The sequence below is a fragment of the Hymenobacter negativus genome, from assembly GCF_016056375.1.
Taxonomy (GTDB): domain Bacteria; phylum Bacteroidota; class Bacteroidia; order Cytophagales; family Hymenobacteraceae; genus Hymenobacter; species Hymenobacter negativus_A.
Map to the genome: position 1 here is coordinate 409,919 of NZ_JAEDAE010000002.1, position 18,635 is coordinate 428,553.

12 protein-coding genes are annotated in these 18,635 nt (G+C 60.4%); 2 read left to right on the forward strand and 10 right to left on the reverse strand.

What is annotated here, in order from left to right; genetic code table 11:
* Positions 1-115: 115 nt before the first annotated feature.
* The 9 genes from I7X13_RS06685 to I7X13_RS06725 all read right to left on the reverse strand — a co-directional run bounded on the left by I7X13_RS06685 (position 116) and on the right by I7X13_RS06725 (position 15,746).
* A complete protein-coding gene (locus I7X13_RS06685) occupies positions 116-1,186 on the reverse strand; it encodes a M42 family metallopeptidase (RefSeq protein ID WP_198074861.1) in 1,071 nt (356 codons plus the stop codon).
* Between the two features lie 39 nt (positions 1,187-1,225).
* Positions 1,226-1,768, reverse strand: a complete 543-nt coding sequence (locus tag I7X13_RS06690; protein WP_198074862.1) for a GNAT family N-acetyltransferase — start codon at positions 1,766-1,768, stop codon at positions 1,226-1,228.
* Entirely contained in the window at positions 1,768-3,336 is a 1,569-nt protein-coding gene (locus I7X13_RS06695) for an acyl-CoA carboxylase subunit beta (RefSeq protein ID WP_198074863.1), read from the reverse strand. Before I7X13_RS06695 ends, I7X13_RS06690 begins: the two co-directional genes overlap by 1 nt.
* 133 nt (positions 3,337-3,469) lie before the next feature.
* A complete protein-coding gene (locus I7X13_RS06700; RefSeq protein ID WP_198074864.1) occupies positions 3,470-5,614 on the reverse strand; it encodes a S9 family peptidase in 2,145 nt (714 codons plus the stop codon).
* 144 nt (positions 5,615-5,758) lie between these two features.
* Positions 5,759-8,368: an ATP-dependent Clp protease ATP-binding subunit gene (locus I7X13_RS06705; protein ID WP_198074865.1), complete on the reverse strand. Its 2,610-nt coding sequence runs from the start codon at positions 8,366-8,368 to the stop codon at positions 5,759-5,761.
* Positions 8,369-8,528: 160 nt separating this feature from the next.
* Positions 8,529-9,194 (reverse strand): WbqC family protein, encoded by a 666-nt coding sequence (locus I7X13_RS06710; RefSeq protein WP_198074866.1) that lies wholly within the window; start codon positions 9,192-9,194, stop codon positions 8,529-8,531.
* A 99-nt stretch (positions 9,195-9,293) separates the two neighbouring features.
* Positions 9,294-10,475: an efflux RND transporter periplasmic adaptor subunit gene (locus I7X13_RS06715; RefSeq protein WP_198074867.1), complete on the reverse strand. Its 1,182-nt coding sequence runs from the start codon at positions 10,473-10,475 to the stop codon at positions 9,294-9,296.
* Positions 10,476-10,615: 140 nt separating this feature from the next.
* Positions 10,616-15,181: a CusA/CzcA family heavy metal efflux RND transporter gene (locus I7X13_RS06720; protein ID WP_198074868.1), complete on the reverse strand. Its 4,566-nt coding sequence runs from the start codon at positions 15,179-15,181 to the stop codon at positions 10,616-10,618.
* A gap of 148 nt (positions 15,182-15,329) precedes the next feature.
* Entirely contained in the window at positions 15,330-15,746 is a 417-nt protein-coding gene (locus I7X13_RS06725) for a hypothetical protein (RefSeq protein ID WP_198074869.1), read from the reverse strand.
* Between the two features lie 184 nt (positions 15,747-15,930).
* Here I7X13_RS06725 and I7X13_RS06730 point away from each other — a divergent pair, with 184 nt between their 5' ends.
* Positions 15,931-16,800: a hypothetical protein gene (locus I7X13_RS06730; RefSeq protein ID WP_198074870.1), complete on the forward strand. Its 870-nt coding sequence runs from the start codon at positions 15,931-15,933 to the stop codon at positions 16,798-16,800.
* A 2-nt stretch (positions 16,801-16,802) separates the two neighbouring features.
* Complete coding sequence (locus tag I7X13_RS06735; protein ID WP_233454694.1) at positions 16,803-17,717, forward strand: lysophospholipid acyltransferase family protein; 915 nt, start codon at positions 16,803-16,805, stop codon at positions 17,715-17,717.
* 217 nt (positions 17,718-17,934) lie between these two features.
* Here the strand turns inward: I7X13_RS06735 and I7X13_RS06740 are convergent, their stop codons facing one another.
* A complete protein-coding gene (locus I7X13_RS06740; protein WP_198066814.1) occupies positions 17,935-18,567 on the reverse strand; it encodes an L-threonylcarbamoyladenylate synthase in 633 nt (210 codons plus the stop codon).
* Positions 18,568-18,635 lie beyond the last annotated feature (68 nt).

Below are 18,635 nucleotides of genomic sequence, written 5' to 3' on the forward strand. Positions count from 1 at the left end.
CCTGAATGCAGTGAAGGACCTTATCGCGTTGAGCCAACTTGCTCAGCCGTGATAAGGTCCTTCATCTTTGCTTTATGCGCAAAATGTCCAGGATAACAGACGGTTTCTAGGGGACTTATTTGAAGTAGCGGAAATCATGGCCGTCCTCGATGCGTAGCAGCGTCTCGTAAATCAGGCGCGTCACACTGTCCACGTCGTCTTTATGCACGGTTTCCACCGTAGTGTGCATGTACTTGAGGGGCAGTGAAATCAGGGCCGAGGCCACGCCCGAGCCGGAGTAGGCGAAGGCATCCGTATCGGTGCCGGTGGCGCGGGTAGCAGCGGCACGCTGGAAGGGAATGTCGGCCTGCTTGGCCGTGTCGATAATGAGGTCGCGCAGGTTGTTCTGCACGGCCGGGCCGTAGGTAATCACCGGGCCTTTGCCGCAGGAAATGTCGCCGGCCGTCTTTTTCTCATACATCGGCGACTGGCTGTCGTGCGTCACGTCCGTGATGATGGCCACGTCGGGGTTGATGCGGTGGGCCACCATTTCGGCCCCGCGCAGGCCAATTTCTTCCTGCACCGCATTCACTATGTAGAGGCCGAAGGGTAACTTCTTGTTGTTTTCCTTCAGCATGCGGGCCACCTCGGCAATCATGAAGCCGCCTACGCGGTTGTCGAGCGCGCGGCCCACGTAAAACTTGTCGTTCAGCACCGTGAACTCGTCCTCGAACGTCACCACGGAGCCCACGTGAATGCCCATTTCGGCCACCTCGTCGGCGCTGCTCGCGCCGCAGTCCAGAAACACGGTTTCAATGGTCGGGGCCTTGTCCTGCTCCACCTTGCGCACGTGAATAGCAGGCCAGCCAAAAATGCCCTTCACGATGCCCTTTTCACCGAAAATATTAACGCGTTTGCTCGGGGCCACTAGCGGGTCGGAGCCGCCGTTGCGGCGCAGGTAGAGGTAGCCTTCCTTGGTGATGTAGTTCACGAAGTAGGAAATCTCGTCGGCGTGCGCTTCAATAACGACTTTGTATTCCGCTTCGGGGTTAATTACGCCCACCACCGTGCCGTAAGTATCCACGAAATACTCGTCGATGTAGGGCTTAATGTATTCCAGCCACAGTTTCTGGCCTTCTTTCTCAAAGCCGGTGGGAGAGGGATTGTTAATGTAGTTCTGGAGGAAGGTCAGGGATTCGGGGCGCATTAGCAGAGTAAATACAGAAACGATAATACAATCAGCAAGCTACGAGGTTTGAAGTACTTGCGTTGGGGGCGGTGCGTGCCAAGCCATCGGAATATCGGCCTCCAAGCCGTGCATACCGGCAACGCGGCCTTCGAAGCGTCCTTCCTGCCGAAAACCCAATTTCTCGTACAGCGCAATGGCGCGGACATTGCTTTCGCGCACCGTCAATTCGACGCGGCTTACCTGGGGAAACTTTGTCTGCACTGTTGTCAGCAAGGATTCAAATAGCCGCCGGCCAACCCCCGCCCCTTGCGCTGAGGCATCAACGGCCACGGTGAGGTCGCCCAACACATGAGCAAATATTCGCAACCCGGCGGCGTAAGTGTGAATTTCCGCGATTATCTGTCCACCACGTTCAGCAACCAACCCCACGCCTTGGGCGTGAGCCTGGTGTAAAAAGTGCTGCACATAATCGTCGGTTACTTCGTCGGCCTGCCGGGCAATGCCGCCACTTTCGCGGGCTACCCGTTGGTACAGGGCGCGCACGGCCGGCGCATCAGCGGGCGTCGATGGGCGAATGGTGATGACATTTTCAGCAACCATTACAGCGGAATATTACCGTGCTTTTTGCGCGGCATGGTGTCCACTTTGTTTTCCAGCATCTTGAAGGCGCGAATCAGCTTCTGGCGCGTCTGCGAGGGTAGAATCACCTCATCCACGAAGCCGCGGTGGGCGGCGCGGTAAGGCGTGGCGAATTTCTCCTGGTACTCGTCCACTTTCTCCTGCAGCTTGGCTTCGGGGTTTTCGGCCTGGGCGATTTCGCGCTTGAAGATAATTTCGGCCGCGCCTTTGGCGCCCATCACCGCAATTTCGGCGGTGGGCCAGGCATAGTTCATGTCGGCTCCGATATGCTTGGAATTCATCACATCATACGCCCCGCCGTAAGCCTTGCGGGTAATCACGGTGATGCGCGGCACGGTGGCTTCGCAGAAAGCGTAGAGCAGCTTGGCGCCGTTGGTGATGATGCCGCGCCACTCCTGGTCGGTGCCAGGCAGGAAGCCGGGCACATCTTCCAGCACCAGCAGCGGAATGTTGAAGGCGTCGCAGAAGCGCACAAAGCGCGCGGCTTTGGTGCTGGCATTGATGTCGAGCACGCCCGCCAGCACGGCCGGCTGGTTGCCCACGATACCAATGCTGCGGCCCGCCAGCCGGGCAAAGCCCACCACAATGTTCTCCGCGAAATTCTGATGCACTTCGAGGAAGGAATCGGTGTCGATAATGCCCTCAATCACCTCGCGGATGTCGTAGGGCTGGTTGGCGTTTTCAGGAATCAACTTATCCAGTGCCGGGCGGCTCTCGTCGGCGCTGGTTTCGTAGGGCTGTGCGGGGGCAGTTTCCTCACAGTTCTGCGGCATGTAGCTCAGCAGCTGCTTGATGTGGTTGATGGCCACCACCTCGTTGGCGCACGAAAAATGCGTCACGCCGCTCTTGGCTGAATGGGTGCTGGCCCCACCAAGCTCCTCGCTGGTTACTTCCTCGTGGGTCACGGTTTTCACCACGTTGGGGCCGGTCACAAACATGTAGCTCGTGTGCTCCACCATCAGAATAAAGTCGGTGATGGCAGGCGAGTACACCGCGCCGCCCGCACACGGCCCCATAATGGCCGAGAGCTGCGGCACCACACCCGAAGCCAGGGTATTCTTATAGAAAATGTCGGCATAACCGCCGAGGCTCACCACGCCTTCCTGAATGCGGGCCCCGCCCGAGTCGTTGAGGCCAATGACAGGCGCGCCGTTTTTCATGGCGAGGTCCATGATTTTCACGATTTTCTCGGCGTGGGTTTCGCTCAGCGAACCGCCGAAAACCGTGAAATCCTGCGAAAAAACGTAGACCAAACGGCCGTTCACGGTGCCGTAGCCGGTTATCACGCCATCGCCGAGATAATGCTCCTTGTCCAGGCCAAAGTCCTTGGAGCGGTGCATCACAAACTTGCCGATTTCCTCGAAGGAGCCTTCGTCCAGCAGCAAGTCAACCCGTTCGCGGGCGGTGAGCTTGCCTTTTTTATGTTGAGCATCAATGCGGGCCTGGCCGCCTCCAAGGAGGGCTTCTTCGTTTTTGCGGGCCAGCAGTTCGGTTTTGGAAAGGTGGGCGTGGGCGTGCGGGTCGGGCATGAGCAGGGGTTAGCGCGCGGGTGGGATGGGTGCGCGGGAATGGGAGGCCAAAGGTAGGTTACGGGCAGATTACGGGCAGCAGTTTCGGCGTACTTCTGTCATGGTGAACGCAGTGAAGCATCTGATAATCGAACTACAGATTCTTCCCCAGCAACATCATCATAAAGGCGTACTGCCGCGCCGTGTCGTCAATCGATTTGAAACGGCCCGAGGCTCCGCCGTGGCCGGCGGCCATATCGGTGTGCAGCAGCACCAGGTTCTTATCGGTTTTCATGGCGCGTAGCTTGGCTACCCATTTCGCCGGCTCGAAATACTGCACCTGCGAGTCGTGCAAGCCCGTGGTAACAAGAATGTTGGGGTATGCCTGACGCTTTACGTTGTCGTAGGGCGAATACGAGAGCATGTACTTGAAATAATCTTCCTCGGCGGGGTTGCCCCACTGGTCGTACTCGCTGGTGGTGAGCGGGATGCTGGGGTCCGACATCGTCGTAACCACGTCCACGAACGGCACAGCCGCGATGACGCCTTTGTAGAGGTCGGGTCGCATATTGAGCACCGCGCCCATGAGCAGGCCCCCGGCACTACCGCCCATCGCAAAAAGCGTGGCCGGCGAGGTGTATTGCTGCTTGACTTTGGCACTGCCAACGGTAGCATCGTGCGGCTTGGTTAGGTATTCGGAGCAGTCGATAAAATCGTTGAAACTATTGATTTTGTGCAGCATCCGACCGTCCTCAAACCACTGCCGGCCCATTTCCTGGCCCCCGCGAATGTTGCACAGCGCGTACACAAACCCCCGGTTCAGCAAGCTCAACCGGGCGGCGTTGAAGGTGGGGTCCTGTGAGTAACCATAGGAGCCGTAGGCGTACTGCAGCAGCGGCGCGCTCCCATCCAGCTTCGTGCCCTTCTTATACACGAGGGACATGGGAATGAACTTGTTATCGCGCGATTTCACGAAGACGCGCTCCGTCACGTAGTCGAACTTGTTGTAGTTGCCCAGCACTGGCTGCTCTTTTAGCAGCGTGCTGGTGCGGGTGCCCATATCGTACTCAAAAATGGACGGCGGCGTGGTGAGCGAGGTGTAGTTGTAGCGCAGCACGGGCGTATCCAGCTCGCGGTTCACACCGATGGTGGCGGTGTAGGCTGGCTCTTCAAATTGCAGGTAATGTTCCTGCTTATCCTTCAGGCTCACCACGCGCAGCTGGCGCAGGCCGCCTTTGCGTTCATTCAGCACGAGGTAGTCCTTGAACAGCTCGAAATTATCGAGGAAGATTTCGGGATGGCGGGTCAGGGCATCGGTCCAGGTGGCTTTGCCGGTGGTGGCCACGGGTGTGGTCATCAGGCGGTAGTTGGGAGCCTGCCAGTTGGTGCGGATGTAGAACTTATCGCCCAAGTGCTCCACTTGGTAGAGGTGGTCTTTCTCACGGCGCGCAAACACCTTGGGTTGCTCCGTCGGCGCATTTGCCTCCACATAGCGGTACTCCGACGACAACGAGCTGACCAGCTCGATGCCAATGTATTTGCGTGATTTCGAACGGCTCACGTGCACGTTGAACGTGTTGTCGCGCTCCTCATACACCAGCGCGTCGCCTTTGGGGTCAGTGCCCAGCACATGCCGGTATACTTGGTAGGGCAGGAGCGTGGTCACATTCTTTTTGGTGTAGAACACCGTCTTGTTGTCGGCCGCCCACACTACTTCGCCGCCGGTGTTGGCAATGCGCTCGGGGTAGTTCTTGCCGGTAGCGAGGTTCTTGAAGCGCAGTGTGTAGAGGCGGCGGCTCACGGTATCCACCGAGAAAGCCAGCAGCTGGTTGTTGTCGCTCACCGCCCAGTCACCAATCTGAAAATAAGCTTGGCCGGTGCCCATCTCGTCGCCGTTCAACAGGATTTCCTCCGGGTTGATGACACTGCCTTTCTTGCGGCAATACACCGGATATTCCGATGCAAACTCGTAGCGCGAATAGTAATAGTAGCCGTTGTCACGGTACGGCTCCGAGGCGTCTTCCTGCTTGATGCGGTTCTTGATTTCCTGGGCCAGCTTCTTCTGGTTTTCCTTGGCCCCGGCCATTTGCTGGTCGTAGTAGGCGTTTTCCGCGTTTAGGTACTTGAGGACGGCCGGGTCGGTCGGCTGGTTCAGCCAGTAGTAATTATCGGTGCGAGTAATGCCGAAATCAGTAAACACCTTGGGTTTAACGGGGGCCACCGGGGCCGATTGTGCCAGCGCGCCACTGGTGATGGCCGCTCCAGCCCCGGCAAGGGCCGCTCTTTGCAGAAAATTCATAAAGAAGGGAGTAAGACTGCCAAAATCTCAACAATCGTGGTCGAAATCAAGATGCAAGTTACTAGGCATATAGCAAAAAAGGCCGGCCCCTTTTCAGGAGCCGGCCTTTTCAGACCATGCACAAGCCAACGCTTGTACTAGAGCCTACTTCTTCGCGTCCGTATCGGGCGCTTCCGGCGTTTCGGCCGGCCGCTCGTCGCTGGCGAGGTTTTGGGCCTCGCCGCTCTTGCTCACCGAGAAGGTCAGTTCCTCCTTGCCGTCCTCGTAATCGGCGGTAATCACGTCGCCGTGCACCACCTGAGCTTTGAGGATTTCCTCAGCAATTGGGTCTTCTATGTACTTCTGGATGGCGCGGTTCAGCGGACGGGCACCGTACTTAGGGTCGTAGCCTTTGTCGGCCACAAAGTCCTTGGCGGCTTCCGTCAGCTCGACGCGGTAGCCCAGGGCCTGCACCCGCGAGAGGAGCTTGCTGAGGCTGATGTCGATGATTTTGTGAATGTCCTTCTTCTCGAGCGAGTTGAAGACAATCACGTCATCCAAGCGGTTGAGGAACTCGGGCGAGAAGGTCTTCTTCAGGGCGTTGGTGATGGTGCCCTTCGTCAGCTCGTCCATGTTCTCCTGGCGGGCTTTCGTGCCGAAGCCGATGCCAGCGCCGAAGTCCTGTAGGTCACGCGCCCCGATGTTCGAGGTCATGATGATGATGGTGTTGCGGAAGTCCACCTTGCGGCCGAGGCCGTCGGTCAGAATGCCGTCATCCAGCACTTGCAGGAGCAGGTTGTACACGTCCGGGTGCGCCTTCTCAATCTCGTCGAGCAGGATAACCGAGTACGGCTTGCGGCGGATTTTCTCCGTCAGCTGGCCGCCCTCTTCGTAGCCCACGTAGCCGGGAGGCGCGCCCACTAGGCGCGATACGCTGAATTTCTCCATGTACTCCGACATATCGACGCGCACCAGCGCGTCTTCTTTGTCAAAGAGGTAGGTGGCGAGCACCTTGGCTAGCTCCGTCTTACCCACGCCCGTCGGGCCGAGGAACACGAACGAGCCGATGGGCTTCTTGGGGTCTTTCAGGCCCACGCGGGTGCGCTGAATGGCTTTCACCAGCTGCTTGATGGCTTTGTCCTGGCCAATTACTTTGCCTTGCAGCTCCTCGTTCATGTTGAGGAGTTTCTGGCTTTCGTTCTGGGCCACGCGCGAAACGGGGATGCCGGTCATCATAGCAATAACCTCGGCCACGTTCTCCTCTTTCACCGTGTAGCGCTTCTTCTTGGTTTCCTCTTCCCAGCTCTTTTTAGCCGTTTCGAGTTGGTCCAAGAGTTTCTTCTCGGTGTCGCGGAGCTTGGCGGCTTCCTCGTATTTCTGCGATTTCACCACGCGGTTTTTCTCGCCTTTGATGTTCTCAATCTGCTCTTCGAGCGTGAGAATGTCTTCGGGCACCACGATGTTGTTGATGTGCACGCGGGCACCGGCCTCGTCGAGAATATCGATAGCCTTGTCCGGTAGGAAACGGTCGGACATGTACCGGTCCGACAGCATCACGCACTGCTCTATGGCCTTATCGGTGTACACCACGTGGTGGTGGTCCTGATACTTGTCCTTGATGTTGTGCAGGATTTCGATGGTCTCCTCGGGCGTGGTGGGGTCCACCATTACCATCTGGAAACGACGGGCTAAAGCGCCGTCTTTCTCAATGTACTGACGGTACTCGTCCAGCGTAGTAGCACCGATGCATTGAATTTCGCCGCGGGCCAGAGCCGGCTTGAACATATTCGAGGCATCGAGCGAGCCCGAAGCACCGCCGGCGCCCACGATGGTGTGCAACTCGTCGATGAACAGAATCACGTCGGGCGACTTCTCCAGCTCGTTCATCACAGCCTTCATGCGCTCTTCGAACTGGCCGCGGTACTTGGTGCCAGCTACCAGCGAGGCCAAATCCAAGGTAACAACGCGCTTGTTGAAGAGTACGCGGCTAACCTTTTTCTGGATGATGCGCAGGGCGAGACCTTCGGCGATGGCCGTTTTACCTACGCCGGGCTCACCGATGAGGATAGGGTTGTTCTTCTTGCGGCGGCTCAGAATCTGAGCTACGCGCTCGATTTCTTTTTCGCGGCCCACAATGGGGTCGAGCTTGTCTTCCTCGGCCAACTTGGTGAGGTCGCGGCCGAAGTTGTCGAGCACCGGGGTGCGCGATTTCTCGCCGGGCTTCTTGGCGCCAGCGCCGGTGCCGGCACCGCGCCCGCCGGGGCCCGACGAGCCAAAGAGTTTGTCGTTATCGTCGTCGTCCGTGTCGGGCGTGCGGTTTTGCGGGGCAGCGCCGGCGTTACCGTGGTAATCCAGCGAGTCGCGCACAGTTTCGTAGTTCACGTTGAATTTGCTGAGAATTTGGGAAGAAATGTTGTCTTCGTCCCGCAGGATGGACAACAGCAGGTGTTCGGTACCAATGATTTCGGATTTGAAGATTTTGGCCTCCAAATACGTTATTTTCAACACCTTCTCGGTCTGCTTGGTAAGCGGAATCGAGCCCGTAATGCTGGTGCCCTGGGTGGCGGTGTTGCGGGTGGCCTGCTCCAATGAGAATTTCAGCTCATCGATGCTCACGCCCAGCTTGCGCAGAAGGCCAAGGGCGGTGCCTTCGGCCTCCCGAATCATACCAAGCAGCAGGTGCTCGGTACCAATGTAGTCGTGGCCGAGACGAATGGCCTCTTCCCGACTGAGGGAAATAACCTCTTTGACGCGGTTTGAGAATTTAGCTTCCATGCCAATAAACGTAGTGAAAAATCAGATAAGCCCCGCGTCGGGCAAGTAACACGAATAACGGGTTGGGCCGATGTAGCTTGAAAACAAGCCGGTTCGGGCGAAGGTTCGGACTAAGTTGCGGCCCGGCATTATTAACCTAACGTCGGCCGAAATCTACGGGTTACTGCAAATAGCGGCCGGCGGCCGGGCCTTGCGAAAACAGCAGGTCCAGCACACTCAGGCCGGGCTCAAAACCTGGGCCAAACACCTGCGGATAGGGCCGCACCAGGCCGGAGGCTGCCGGAGTGTCAGGTTCGGGCATTTTGGTAGCGGCTTTGGGTGTCAGCCAGTCGCGTCGGTCTATTATAGGGTAGGAGGGCAGGAGGGCAGGAGGGCAGGAGGTGGCGGGGTAGTGGGCGTGGTATTCGGTGGTGAGGTGCAGGGGCAGGGTGATGCGGAAGCACCTCAGCAGTAAACGTAAAAACTGCTGATTTAGGTCGAAAAGCAATGCGGGTTTACTTACGTAAATATCATGCAGATAGTCGGCATAAAATTCAAAATAAGGGCTGTTGCCGTAGGCCGTTTGCAGCGTGCGCCAGTGCCGGTGAATCCAGTTCTGGCGGTAGTCGATTTCGATTTCGGAAACGCTGACCTTTTCGGCCCGGTTGCCATCGATAACCGGCACCGTGAGCGGCTGCACGCCCTGCGCGGTGCGGATGAGGCAGCGGTTGCGGAAGGTTTGCTTACGGTAGTGCTCGTGGGCTTCGAGCAGGATGCTGTCGGCGCGGAGCAGCTCGGCAAAAAGGGCGGCCGGCGGGTGGTAGTGGAGTTCGGTGAGGAGAATCATGGGATGGTGTAGAGACGCATAATTGCGTCTCATCGTTGGACAAAACAGGCGAAAATCGTTCGCTGACTCCGTTCAATGACGAGACGCAAATATGCGTCTCTACTCATCGCCGCCCTGGCCTTTGCTGCGCTCGGCATCGAGGAAATACGCGCCTTTGATAACTAAATGCGTGGTGTCGCTCAGTTTATCCAGCGGGCGCACGGCTACCTGGCCCTGGTCGGTGGCGCCGGGGCGCAGGCTGAAGCGGCGGAAGGTGCTGCCCTTGCCGTCCGTTTTTATTTGATAATAGCCGTAACTGACTTCACCGCCGGGCACCAGCGCGTCTTCGGGCAGGGTGCGCTGCGGGGTGCGGCCGGTGAGGATGCGGGCACTGACGTATTGGCCGGGCAGCAGGGCGATGGTGGCAGCAGCGTCGGGGCCGGTTTCGTGCAGGTGGGCGTGCACGGGCACGGTGCGGCCGTCGTCGTCAAACGATTTGCCAACCAGAAATACCGTGGCGGGTAGCGGCTGGGCGCTAGCGCCCTGGGCGGGCACGCGGAACAAGATGTCCTGGCCCACTTTCACTTTCGCGATATCGCGCTCAAAAACTTTGAGCTCGAGATGCAAATCGGAGCGGTCAACGAGTTCAATCAGCACGTCCTGCGGATTTACAAATTGGCCGGGGTTCACCAGCACGGCCTTCACGAAGCCGCCGATGGGCGCGATGAGCGGAACGCTGGACTGGATGTTGGTGGCGGAGATGCGCTCCGGTTTCAGGCCAATGAGGCGGAGCTGGGCGGCGAGGCTACCGGCGGCGGCCTGCTCGGTGCGCAGCTCGGAAGCAGCCTGTTGAAGCTTGCGGCGGGCGCCCACGTCCTCGTCGTTGAGGATTTGCTGGCGGGCGGTTTCCTGCTTCAGAAACACGATGCGGGCCTGGCTTTGGAGGTAGTCCTGTTGCAGTTTGATGTAATCGGGGTTGCGCAGGGTGGCAAGCACACTGCCCTGCATAACGTGCTGGCCGGGCAGCACCGGGAGTTGCTGCACGTAGCCGCCCATCACGGCCGTGATGGATACTTTGTGGCTGGGCGGCACGTCTATCTGGCCGGTAGCCTGTACCTCGGTGCCCGGGTCGCGCCGGGTGAAGGTGCCCAGCTCGATGCCCGCGGCTTGCAGCTGAGCTTTGCTGAGAAAAACTTCGTTGGGGGCGCGGGGTGGAGGGGCAGCGCGCTTGTCGGTGGTTCCTTCAGTTTTTTTGTCGCAGGCGACGAGGAAGGGGAGAAGGAGGAAGGGGAAGTATTTCATCAGAGGAAGTGTCGTGCTGTGGTAGCCCCCACCCCCGGCCCCTCCCCGGTAGGGAGGGGTGCGTTCTGGAGTGAGGAACTGGTTGTTGCTTTTTGAATGACTCGTTCGGCTCCCCTCCCAGCCGGGGAAGGGCCTTGGGGTTACGGCGCATCTGCCCCAACCAGCGCCAGGATGTTGGCCACCAGCTCATTGTATTGTCTGAGCTGCTCCAGATACGCTTCCTGAATCTGCCAGGCGGGCTGGGTGTTCACCACGTATTCCACGTACTCGATATCGCCGGCGCGTCGGCTTTTTTCGGCCGTATCGAGGATGAGCCGGGCTTGCGGCAGGGCATAATTTTCGTAGTAAAGCAGCGAAGCCTGAGCGCGGGCCAGCTGCTGGCGCAGGGTGCTGAGCTGGGTGCCGAACTGGGTGTTGGCGTAGTTCAGCTGCATTTGGGCGGCTTCCTCGCCAATTTTGGCGGCAGCTATGCGGGCCCGTTGCGCCCCGCCCAGCAGCGGTACCGCAATGCCGGCCTGAGCCACGTTGAAGCCTCTTTCCTGGTTGATGGTTTGGTTAAAGTAGCCGGCGCGCAGGTCGGGTAGGCGGCGCAGCTTTTCGAGCTTGGTTTGCTGCTGGCTAAGGGCGAGCTGCTGTTGGTAGAGAGCCAGCGTAGGGTTAGTGGCGGGCGTGAGGCCAGCCGTATCGGCGGGCAGCAGCGAGGCGCGGGGGCTGGCCGTGGTGTCGATGCTGGCCAGATTGGGCTGGCCCAGCAGCAAGCCCAACTGCTGACGCTGCACCAGCAGCTCGGAGCGCAGGGTGGCGAGGCGGTTTTGCAGCTCGCGCGCCCGAGCTTCAGCCGACACCTGCTCCAGGCGGTTGGTTTCGCCCACCTGGTAGCGGATGCGGGCGGCCCGGGCAGCGCGCTGGTAGAGACTGTCCTGCTTACGTAGCAGGGCCACAAGGCGGTAGGTCACCAGCAAATTATAGTAGCCCGAACGGATGCTGCGGGCCAGCTCGCGACACTGAGCGCGGGCCCGAATGGTGCCGGCCTCGGCGGTGGTTTGCAGCACCTTGCGCTGGGCCCCGTAGACGGTCGGGAAGGCCGACTGCTGCAACACGTTGAAGCTATGGTCGGCCAGCGGACCGGAAATTTGACCGTACTGGTAGTCGAATACCAGGCGTGGCAGGTCGTAGCCGGTGCGCGTGAGGGCCTGCTGTTGCTGGGCTTGCAACGTGGCCACCTGCACCAGCGGGCTCTGGGCCAGGCCGGTGCTCAGGGCTTGCGCCAGGCTGAGCTGGGAATTGGTGGGTGCTTTTTGGGCGCGGGCAGTGGCCGGCAGCAGGGCGGCGGCTAAAAGGAGAAGCCGGAGCGGTGTAGAGACGCAATATTTTGCGTCTCGTCGTTGAACGAAATCATCCGAACGACTCCCGGACGGCGCGGCCGACGAGACGCAAAATATTGCGTCTCTACACCGTTCAATCCAGTATGCAAGGCCGGTAAATGACGCAGAAGCGGGCTTTGCCTCGTCATCTTCTGCCGCAGGCGCTTCACCAGTTTCTTCCCGCCGCTTGGCTTCTTCCGCTTCCTCGGCGGCTACTTCGGGGCTGGGTTCGTCGTCGTCTACGAAGAAAGTATAGAGCACCGGCAGCACCACCAGCGTGAGCAGCGTGGCCGTAATCAGCCCGCCGATAACCACCGTGGCCAGCGGTTTCTGCACCTCCGCGCCAGCCGAGCCGGATAAGGCCATCGGCAGGAAGCCCAGCGAGGCCACCGAGGCCGTGAGCAGTACCGGCCGGAACCGCTCCTCGGTGGCGCGCAGCACCCGCTCACGGATTTTGCGCACGCCGGCCGTGGCCAGTTCGTTCAGGCTGGCCACCAGCACAATCCCGTTCAGAACGGCCACCCCAAACAGCGCGATAAAGCCCACGCCGGCCGAAATGCTGAACGGCATCCCGCGCAGCCCCAGCGCCAGCACGCCGCCAATGGCCGCCAGTGGAATGCCCGTAAAAATCAGCAGCGCCTCCTTCACCGAACGGAAAGCCAGGAACAGGAGCATGAAAATCAGCACCAACGATACCGGCACGGCCACCGCCAGGCGGGCTTTGGCGTGGTTCAGGTTTTCGAACTGGCCGCCGTAGGTGATGCTGTAGCCGGCGGGCAGGCGGAGGCCGGTTTTCAGCTTGCCCTGGATGTCCTGCACGAGGCTTTGCACGTCGCGGCCGCGCACGTTCACGCCGATGTTGACGCGGCGGCGGGCGTCGTCGCGCGAGATTTGGGCGGGGGCTGGTTTCAAGGCCACGGTAGCAACTTCGCTCAGCGGAATCTGGGTGCCGTCGGGCAGCGACACGAGGAGCTGGTTGATGTCGTCGGGGCCGCGGCGGTGCAGGGAGTCAAGGCGCAGCACGAGGTCAAACCGGCGCTCGCCTTCGTACACCTGGCCGGTAGTTTGGCCGGCGAAGGCGGTTTGCAGCAGGGTGTTGAGGTCCATTACGCGCAGGCCGTACTGGGCCAGCCTGGCGCGGTCGTAGCTCACGCGCAGCTGCGGCAGGCCAATAATCTGCTCCACCTTAATGTCGCCCACGCCCTGCAAGGGGCGAATGAGCGCGGCAGCCTCATCGGCTTTGGCCTTGAGCACGTCCAGGTCGTCGCCGTAAATCTTCACCGACACGTCCGACTTCACCCCCGAAATCAACTCGTTAAACCGCATCTGAATGGGCTGCTGGAATTCAAGGCTCACGCCGGGCACGCCGGCCAGGGCCGCCTGCATCTTGTTGGCCAGCTCCTCGCGGGTGTGGGCGCTGGTCCATTCGGCGTGGTCTTTCAGGATAATCATCTGGTCGCTGTCTTCCAGCGACATGGGGTCGGTAGGAATTTCCGAAGTGCCGATTTTGCCCACTGCCTGCAGCACCTCCGGAAATTTACTTTTCAGAATGCGCTGAATCCGAGACGTAAGCAGAATGCTTTCATCCAGAGAAGAGCCCGGCGCCAGCGTCACGTTCATGGCAAAGTCGCCTTCGTCGAGCTGCGGAATAAACTCGCCGCCCAGCCGCGTAAACACCAGGCCGCCCAGCGCCAGCAGGCCCACGGCTACGCCCACCACCAACCAGCGCGCCCCCAGCGCCGCCCGAATAATCGGGTCGTACAGCTTATGCAGAAAGCCCACGATGCGGTCGGCCAGGTTGGGCTTTTCACTGATATTCTTCTTTAGCGCCCAGGCCGTGACGGCTGGCACGTAGGTCAGGCACATAATCATGGCCCCCAAAATGGCGAAGCTCACGGTGAGGGCCATTGGCCGGAACATCTTGCCCTCCACGCCCGTGAGCGAGAGAATGGGCAGGTACACAATCAGGATGATGAGCTGGCCGAACAGGGCCGATTTCATCAGCCGGTTCGTCACGTCCTCGGTAATGTCGTCCATGGTTTCGTGGGCGGCTTTGAGGCGCTCGTGCAGCAGGTGGGCGATGACGGCCTCCACGATAATCACGGCCCCGTCCACGATGAGGCCGAAGTCCAACGCGCCCAGGCTCATGAGGTTAGCTGAGACGCCGAAGGTGCGCATCATGCCCAGCGCGAAGAGCATGCACAGCGGAATCATGCCCGCCACCACCAGCCCGGCCCGCAGGTTGCCGAGCAGCAGCAGCAGCACGACTACTACAATCACGCCGCCTTCAATCAGGTTTTTCACCACCGTATGAATAGCCTTGTCCACCAGCTTGGTGCGGTCCAGAAACGGGTCAATTTCCAGGCCTTTGGGTAAGGTTTGCTGGATTTCGGCCACCCGGGCCTTCACGTTTTTGATGGTGGCTTCGGAGCTGGCGCCTTTCAGCATGAGCACCACGCCGCCCACGGTTTCGCCCTGGCCGTCGCGGTTCATGGCGCCGTAGCGCACGGCGTGGCCGAAGCGCACGGCCGCCACGTCGCGCACCAGCAGCGGGGCGCCGCCCCGGCCGGGCACGCCCACGGGCTTCACCACGATGTTGCCGATGTCCTGCAACGACGTGGCCCGGCCCTCGCCCCGGATGAAAAACGCCCGGGGGCCGCGCTCCAGGTAGCTGCCGCCGGCGTTGCCGTTGTTAGCCTGCAGGGCTTCGTAGAGCTCGGCCATGCTCACACCCGCGCCGGCCAGGCGAGCGGGGTCCACGCTCACCTCGTACTCGCGCACATAGCCGCCGAAGCTGCTCACATCCACCACGCCCTCCACGCCGGCCAGTCGGCGCTTCACCAGCCAGTCTTGCACTTCGCGCAGCTGGGCTAGGCCGTACTGCTTTTCGTAGCCCTTTTTGACTTTGATGGTGTACTGGTAAATCTCGCCCAGGCCGGTGGTGATGGGCGCCATGCCCGGCGCGCCCAGGCCCTGCCCGAGGTCGGCCTCTGCCACTTTCAGCTTCTCGGCCACCAGCTGCCGGGTGTGGTAGGTGTCCACGTCTTCCTCGAAAACCACGGTTATCACCGACAGCCCGAAGCGCGAAATCGACCGGATTTCCGTGACGCCCGGGATGGTGCGCAGCTGCAGTTCCAGCGGCACGGTGATGAGCTGCTCGACCTCCTGCGCTGCCAGCGCGGGGCTTTGGGTGATGACCTGAACTTGGTTATTGGTGACGTCGGGAATGGCGTCGAGCGGCAGGCTGGCGGCCGAAAATCCGCCCCAGGCAATCAGCCCGGCCAGCATTAGCCCCACCAGCAGCTTGTTGCGGATGCTGAAATTAATAATTGCCGAAATCATGCGATACGGTGCAATATGGCCCGGTCCGGACGCGGCCAATGGCCAGCCGGGAGGCGCTAAAAATCCAATAAGAGAGGGGAGGGGGCCGGAGATTTAGGGCCGGTGCTACCAATAGCACGGGCACACTGCCTCCGGGGGCGCAGCAGGGTTAGGCTCGGGGCGGCTGGCCCTGCGAAGCACTAAAAATGAAGGCGTAGCGCGGCGCAGCAACGGCACTATACGCCGGCGCAGCCGCTATTTCCGGCTGAGACACAAACAGTAGCCGCGTCACAGGTGCTACCACGAAGCTGAGCGTAACGCAACCGTGGTGGCAGCGCAGGGGCAGGTTGTGGTGGTCTTGCTGGTGGCGGGGCGAAAGTGTGCAACCCACATAGTGCTTGGTACCGGCGCCGTAGTGCTCAGCGATGAACTGGCCGAAATTCAATCCGCCGCCCGCGGTCGAATGATGGTATTCATAATGCTCGACCAGCTGCGGCAGCTTGGCCAGCTCGCCCAAGTCATTCTCGGGCACGAAGCTGCCCAGCAGCATCAGTATTCCCAGAAAGAAGGCGACAGTAGCACGCATAGCGGGGGAAAAACGAGGCAGGCGCGGGAATTGTTTGCCGCAGAGCTGGCACAAAAATAGTCTGATGACGAATTTAGGTAGCACGTCATGCCGAGCGCCGTCGAGGCATGACGTGCTGGCCATGTTCTGCATAACGTTCTACCACTTCCCAACACCTCCCCTACACCCGCCGTACTTTTGCCCCATGCGCTACCTCCTCGCCCTACTTGCCACATTCGCCACGCTAGCCGCCCAGGCCGGCCCGCCGCAGCTGCTGCTCGACGTGGCCCGCTTCCGCAACCTGAACAAGGTGGAGAAGGGCGCCGAAGTCGAAATCTATGTCACTGTGCCCACGCAGTCGCTGCAGTACCGGCAGCGCGCACCCAAGGCGTTCCAGTCGTCGGCCCTCGTCACGCTCGACATTCTGAAAGCGGATGGCACTTCGTCCTACCACGAAGTCATTAACTTGAAGCCGCCGGTACTTACGGACACCACCATTGTCATCAAAAATCCGCAGAGCTTCCTTAAGCGCATTCTGCTGCCCGATGGCAAATACACCCTGCGCGGTACCGTGAAGGACCAATACAAGACTGCCAACGGTGAAACCACTGTGGAGAAACCGCTGGTGCTGGAGGCCCCCACCGGTCCGTTCCTCTCGGATGTGGTATTGCTTTCGCGCCCGGCGGCCAAGAGCGGGGGCGACGATAATTTTGCCCGGGGCGGCTTTCGCCTCACCCGTGCGCCCGGCGGCAGCTACGGCCGGGGTGCGGATAATGTGTTCTTTTACACCGAATTGCACAATGCGCCCGTGGGCCAGGCCCTGCGCGTACACTACCACCTCACCACCCCCGACGGCTCGGCCGCCGATGCCGACGCCACCCTCACGCCCCAGAGCGGCCGCCCCACCAGCATTGCCGGGCAGCTTCCGATGGGGCCGCTGCCCGATGGCCCGTTTACGCTGTTTGTGGAAGTGTACGGCGGCCCCGGCAATAAGAAGCTGATAGCGGGCCACCGCGCCATTGGCGAGCACTCCGCCGCTGAGTATGCGCCCGCCGGCGCGGCCGTGCCCCGTTAAGCATGGCCACCAAAGGAACCCTCGCCACCACTGGCCGGCCCTACGCCTGGTACTTCGAGCCGCTGTGGTGGCTGTTGCTGGGCCTGGCGCACCTGCCGCTGGCGGTGCTGTATTTATTCGCGGAGGTAATTTATTTCATGTTGGCTTACGTGGTGCGCTACCGTTGGCGCGTGGTCACAGAAAACCTACGGAATTCCTTCCCTGAGAAAACGCCGGCCGAAATCGAGCGCACCGGCAAAGCGTTTTACCGGCATTTTGCCCAGGTAGTGGTAGAAATTCTGAAGCTGGCCGCCATTTCGCCGGCGGAGTTGCGGCAGCGCTTGCGCTTCACCAACCCCGAGCTGATGACGCGCCACTTCGCCGAAAACCGGCTGGTGCTCTCGCTGGGCTCGCACATGGGCAACTGGGAATGGATTTTGAACGGCGCGGCGCTGGAGTTTCCCGGCCGGGCCGCCGGCGTGTACAAGCCGCTCAACAACTTGTTTTTTGAGACCCTGATGCGTCGCTTGCGCACCCGCTTCGGGGCCGATGCCGTGCCCATGCTGGCCACGCTGCGCTACTTAGTGGCCCACCGCGGCGAGGGCCGTACCCTCAGCCTGCTCACCGACCAGGCCGCCGGCCCCGAAGACCGGCCTTACTGGACCCAGTTCCTCAACCAGGACACCAGCTTCTACACCAGCGCCGACCGCCTAGCCGTGCAGCTCGATTGCGCCGTGCTCTACGTGGGCATCCGCCGCGCCCGGCGCGGCTACTACGAAGTCACCTTCACCGAACTGCCCGATGGCCGGACCGCGAAAGGCGCGCCCGCCGGCACGTTTCCCATCACCGAAGCCTTCGCCCGGCAACTGGAAGCAGACATGCGCGCCTCGCCGGAGCAGTACCTCTGGACGCATAGGCGGTGGAAGCACAAGCGGTAGCCGTCTGTCATTGCGAGTGGAGCGCAGCGCAAGGCGGCAAACGAAGTTCAGCGAAGCTAATCCGTCCTCTCAATGTGACCAACCCTGAGATGTGATAAAGCCTTTTCAGTAAAAAGCCCCGCCGCTGCTATAGCGTCGGGGCCTTCTGGTAAAAGGAGGTGTCTGGTTAGTACAGGACGGATTGCCACGGGCTGCGGCCCCGCAATGACAGGCGATTTTACAGATACTGCTCAATATCCCCCGCGCCCTCGCGCACGATGTCAAAGTCGTCGTTGGTGCAGTCAACGATGGTGCTGGGGGTGTTGCCGCCGAAGCCGCCGTCAATCACGAGGTCCACGAGCAGGCGGTATTTCTCATAAATCAGGTCCGGGTCGGTCACGTATTCTTCCAGGGTTTCCTCGCTCTCGCGCACCGAGGTGCTCACGATGGGGTTGCCGAGCTCTTTCACCAGTTGGCGGATAATCTGGTTGTCGGGCACGCGGATGCCGACTTGCTTGCGCTTCACGCCCCCGAAGCGGGGAGCATCGGCGCTGGCCTCGAAGAGGAAGGTGAACGGGCCGGGCAGGGCTTTTTTGATAACCTTGTAAGTCGACGTGGAGATGCCGTGGGCGTAGTCGCTGATGTGCGACAGGTCGTAGCAGATGAAGCTCAGGTTGGCCTTTTCGGGCTTGATGCCTTTGATGCGGCACACACGCTCCACGGCTTTGGCATTGGTCACGTCGCAGCCGATTCCATAGACGGTATCGGTGGGGTAAATAATGACTCCCCCCTTGCGCAATACGTCAACGGCTTGCTGAATGCGGCTCTGCGGCGGATTTTCGGGGTGGATGCGGAGAAGGGTGGCGGGCATGGATATGGCTGATGGTTAATAAATTAGAGACGTAATGCGGCGGCGCGGCGGCCACGGCCTTCGGCGGC

Coding starts and splice junctions, on each gene's coding strand:
- I7X13_RS06685 (WP_198074861.1), bottom strand. CDS start 1,186: ATGCGCCCCGAATCCCTGACCTTCCTCCAGAACTACATTAACAATCCC.
- I7X13_RS06690 (WP_198074862.1), bottom strand. CDS start 1,768: ATGGTTGCTGAAAATGTCATCACCATTCGCCCATCGACGCCCGCTGAT.
- I7X13_RS06695 (WP_198074863.1), bottom strand. CDS start 3,336: ATGCCCGACCCGCACGCCCACGCCCACCTTTCCAAAACCGAACTGCTG.
- I7X13_RS06700 (WP_198074864.1), bottom strand. CDS start 5,614: ATGAATTTTCTGCAAAGAGCGGCCCTTGCCGGGGCTGGAGCGGCCATC.
- I7X13_RS06705 (WP_198074865.1), bottom strand. CDS start 8,368: ATGGAAGCTAAATTCTCAAACCGCGTCAAAGAGGTTATTTCCCTCAGT.
- I7X13_RS06710 (WP_198074866.1), bottom strand. CDS start 9,194: ATGATTCTCCTCACCGAACTCCACTACCACCCGCCGGCCGCCCTTTTT.
- I7X13_RS06715 (WP_198074867.1), bottom strand. CDS start 10,475: ATGAAATACTTCCCCTTCCTCCTTCTCCCCTTCCTCGTCGCCTGCGAC.
- I7X13_RS06720 (WP_198074868.1), bottom strand. CDS start 15,181: ATGATTTCGGCAATTATTAATTTCAGCATCCGCAACAAGCTGCTGGTG.
- I7X13_RS06725 (WP_198074869.1), bottom strand. CDS start 15,746: ATGCGTGCTACTGTCGCCTTCTTTCTGGGAATACTGATGCTGCTGGGC.
- I7X13_RS06730 (WP_198074870.1), top strand. CDS start 15,931: ATGCGCTACCTCCTCGCCCTACTTGCCACATTCGCCACGCTAGCCGCC.
- I7X13_RS06735 (WP_233454694.1), top strand. CDS start 16,803: ATGGCCACCAAAGGAACCCTCGCCACCACTGGCCGGCCCTACGCCTGG.
- I7X13_RS06740 (WP_198066814.1), bottom strand. CDS start 18,567: ATGCCCGCCACCCTTCTCCGCATCCACCCCGAAAATCCGCCGCAGAGC.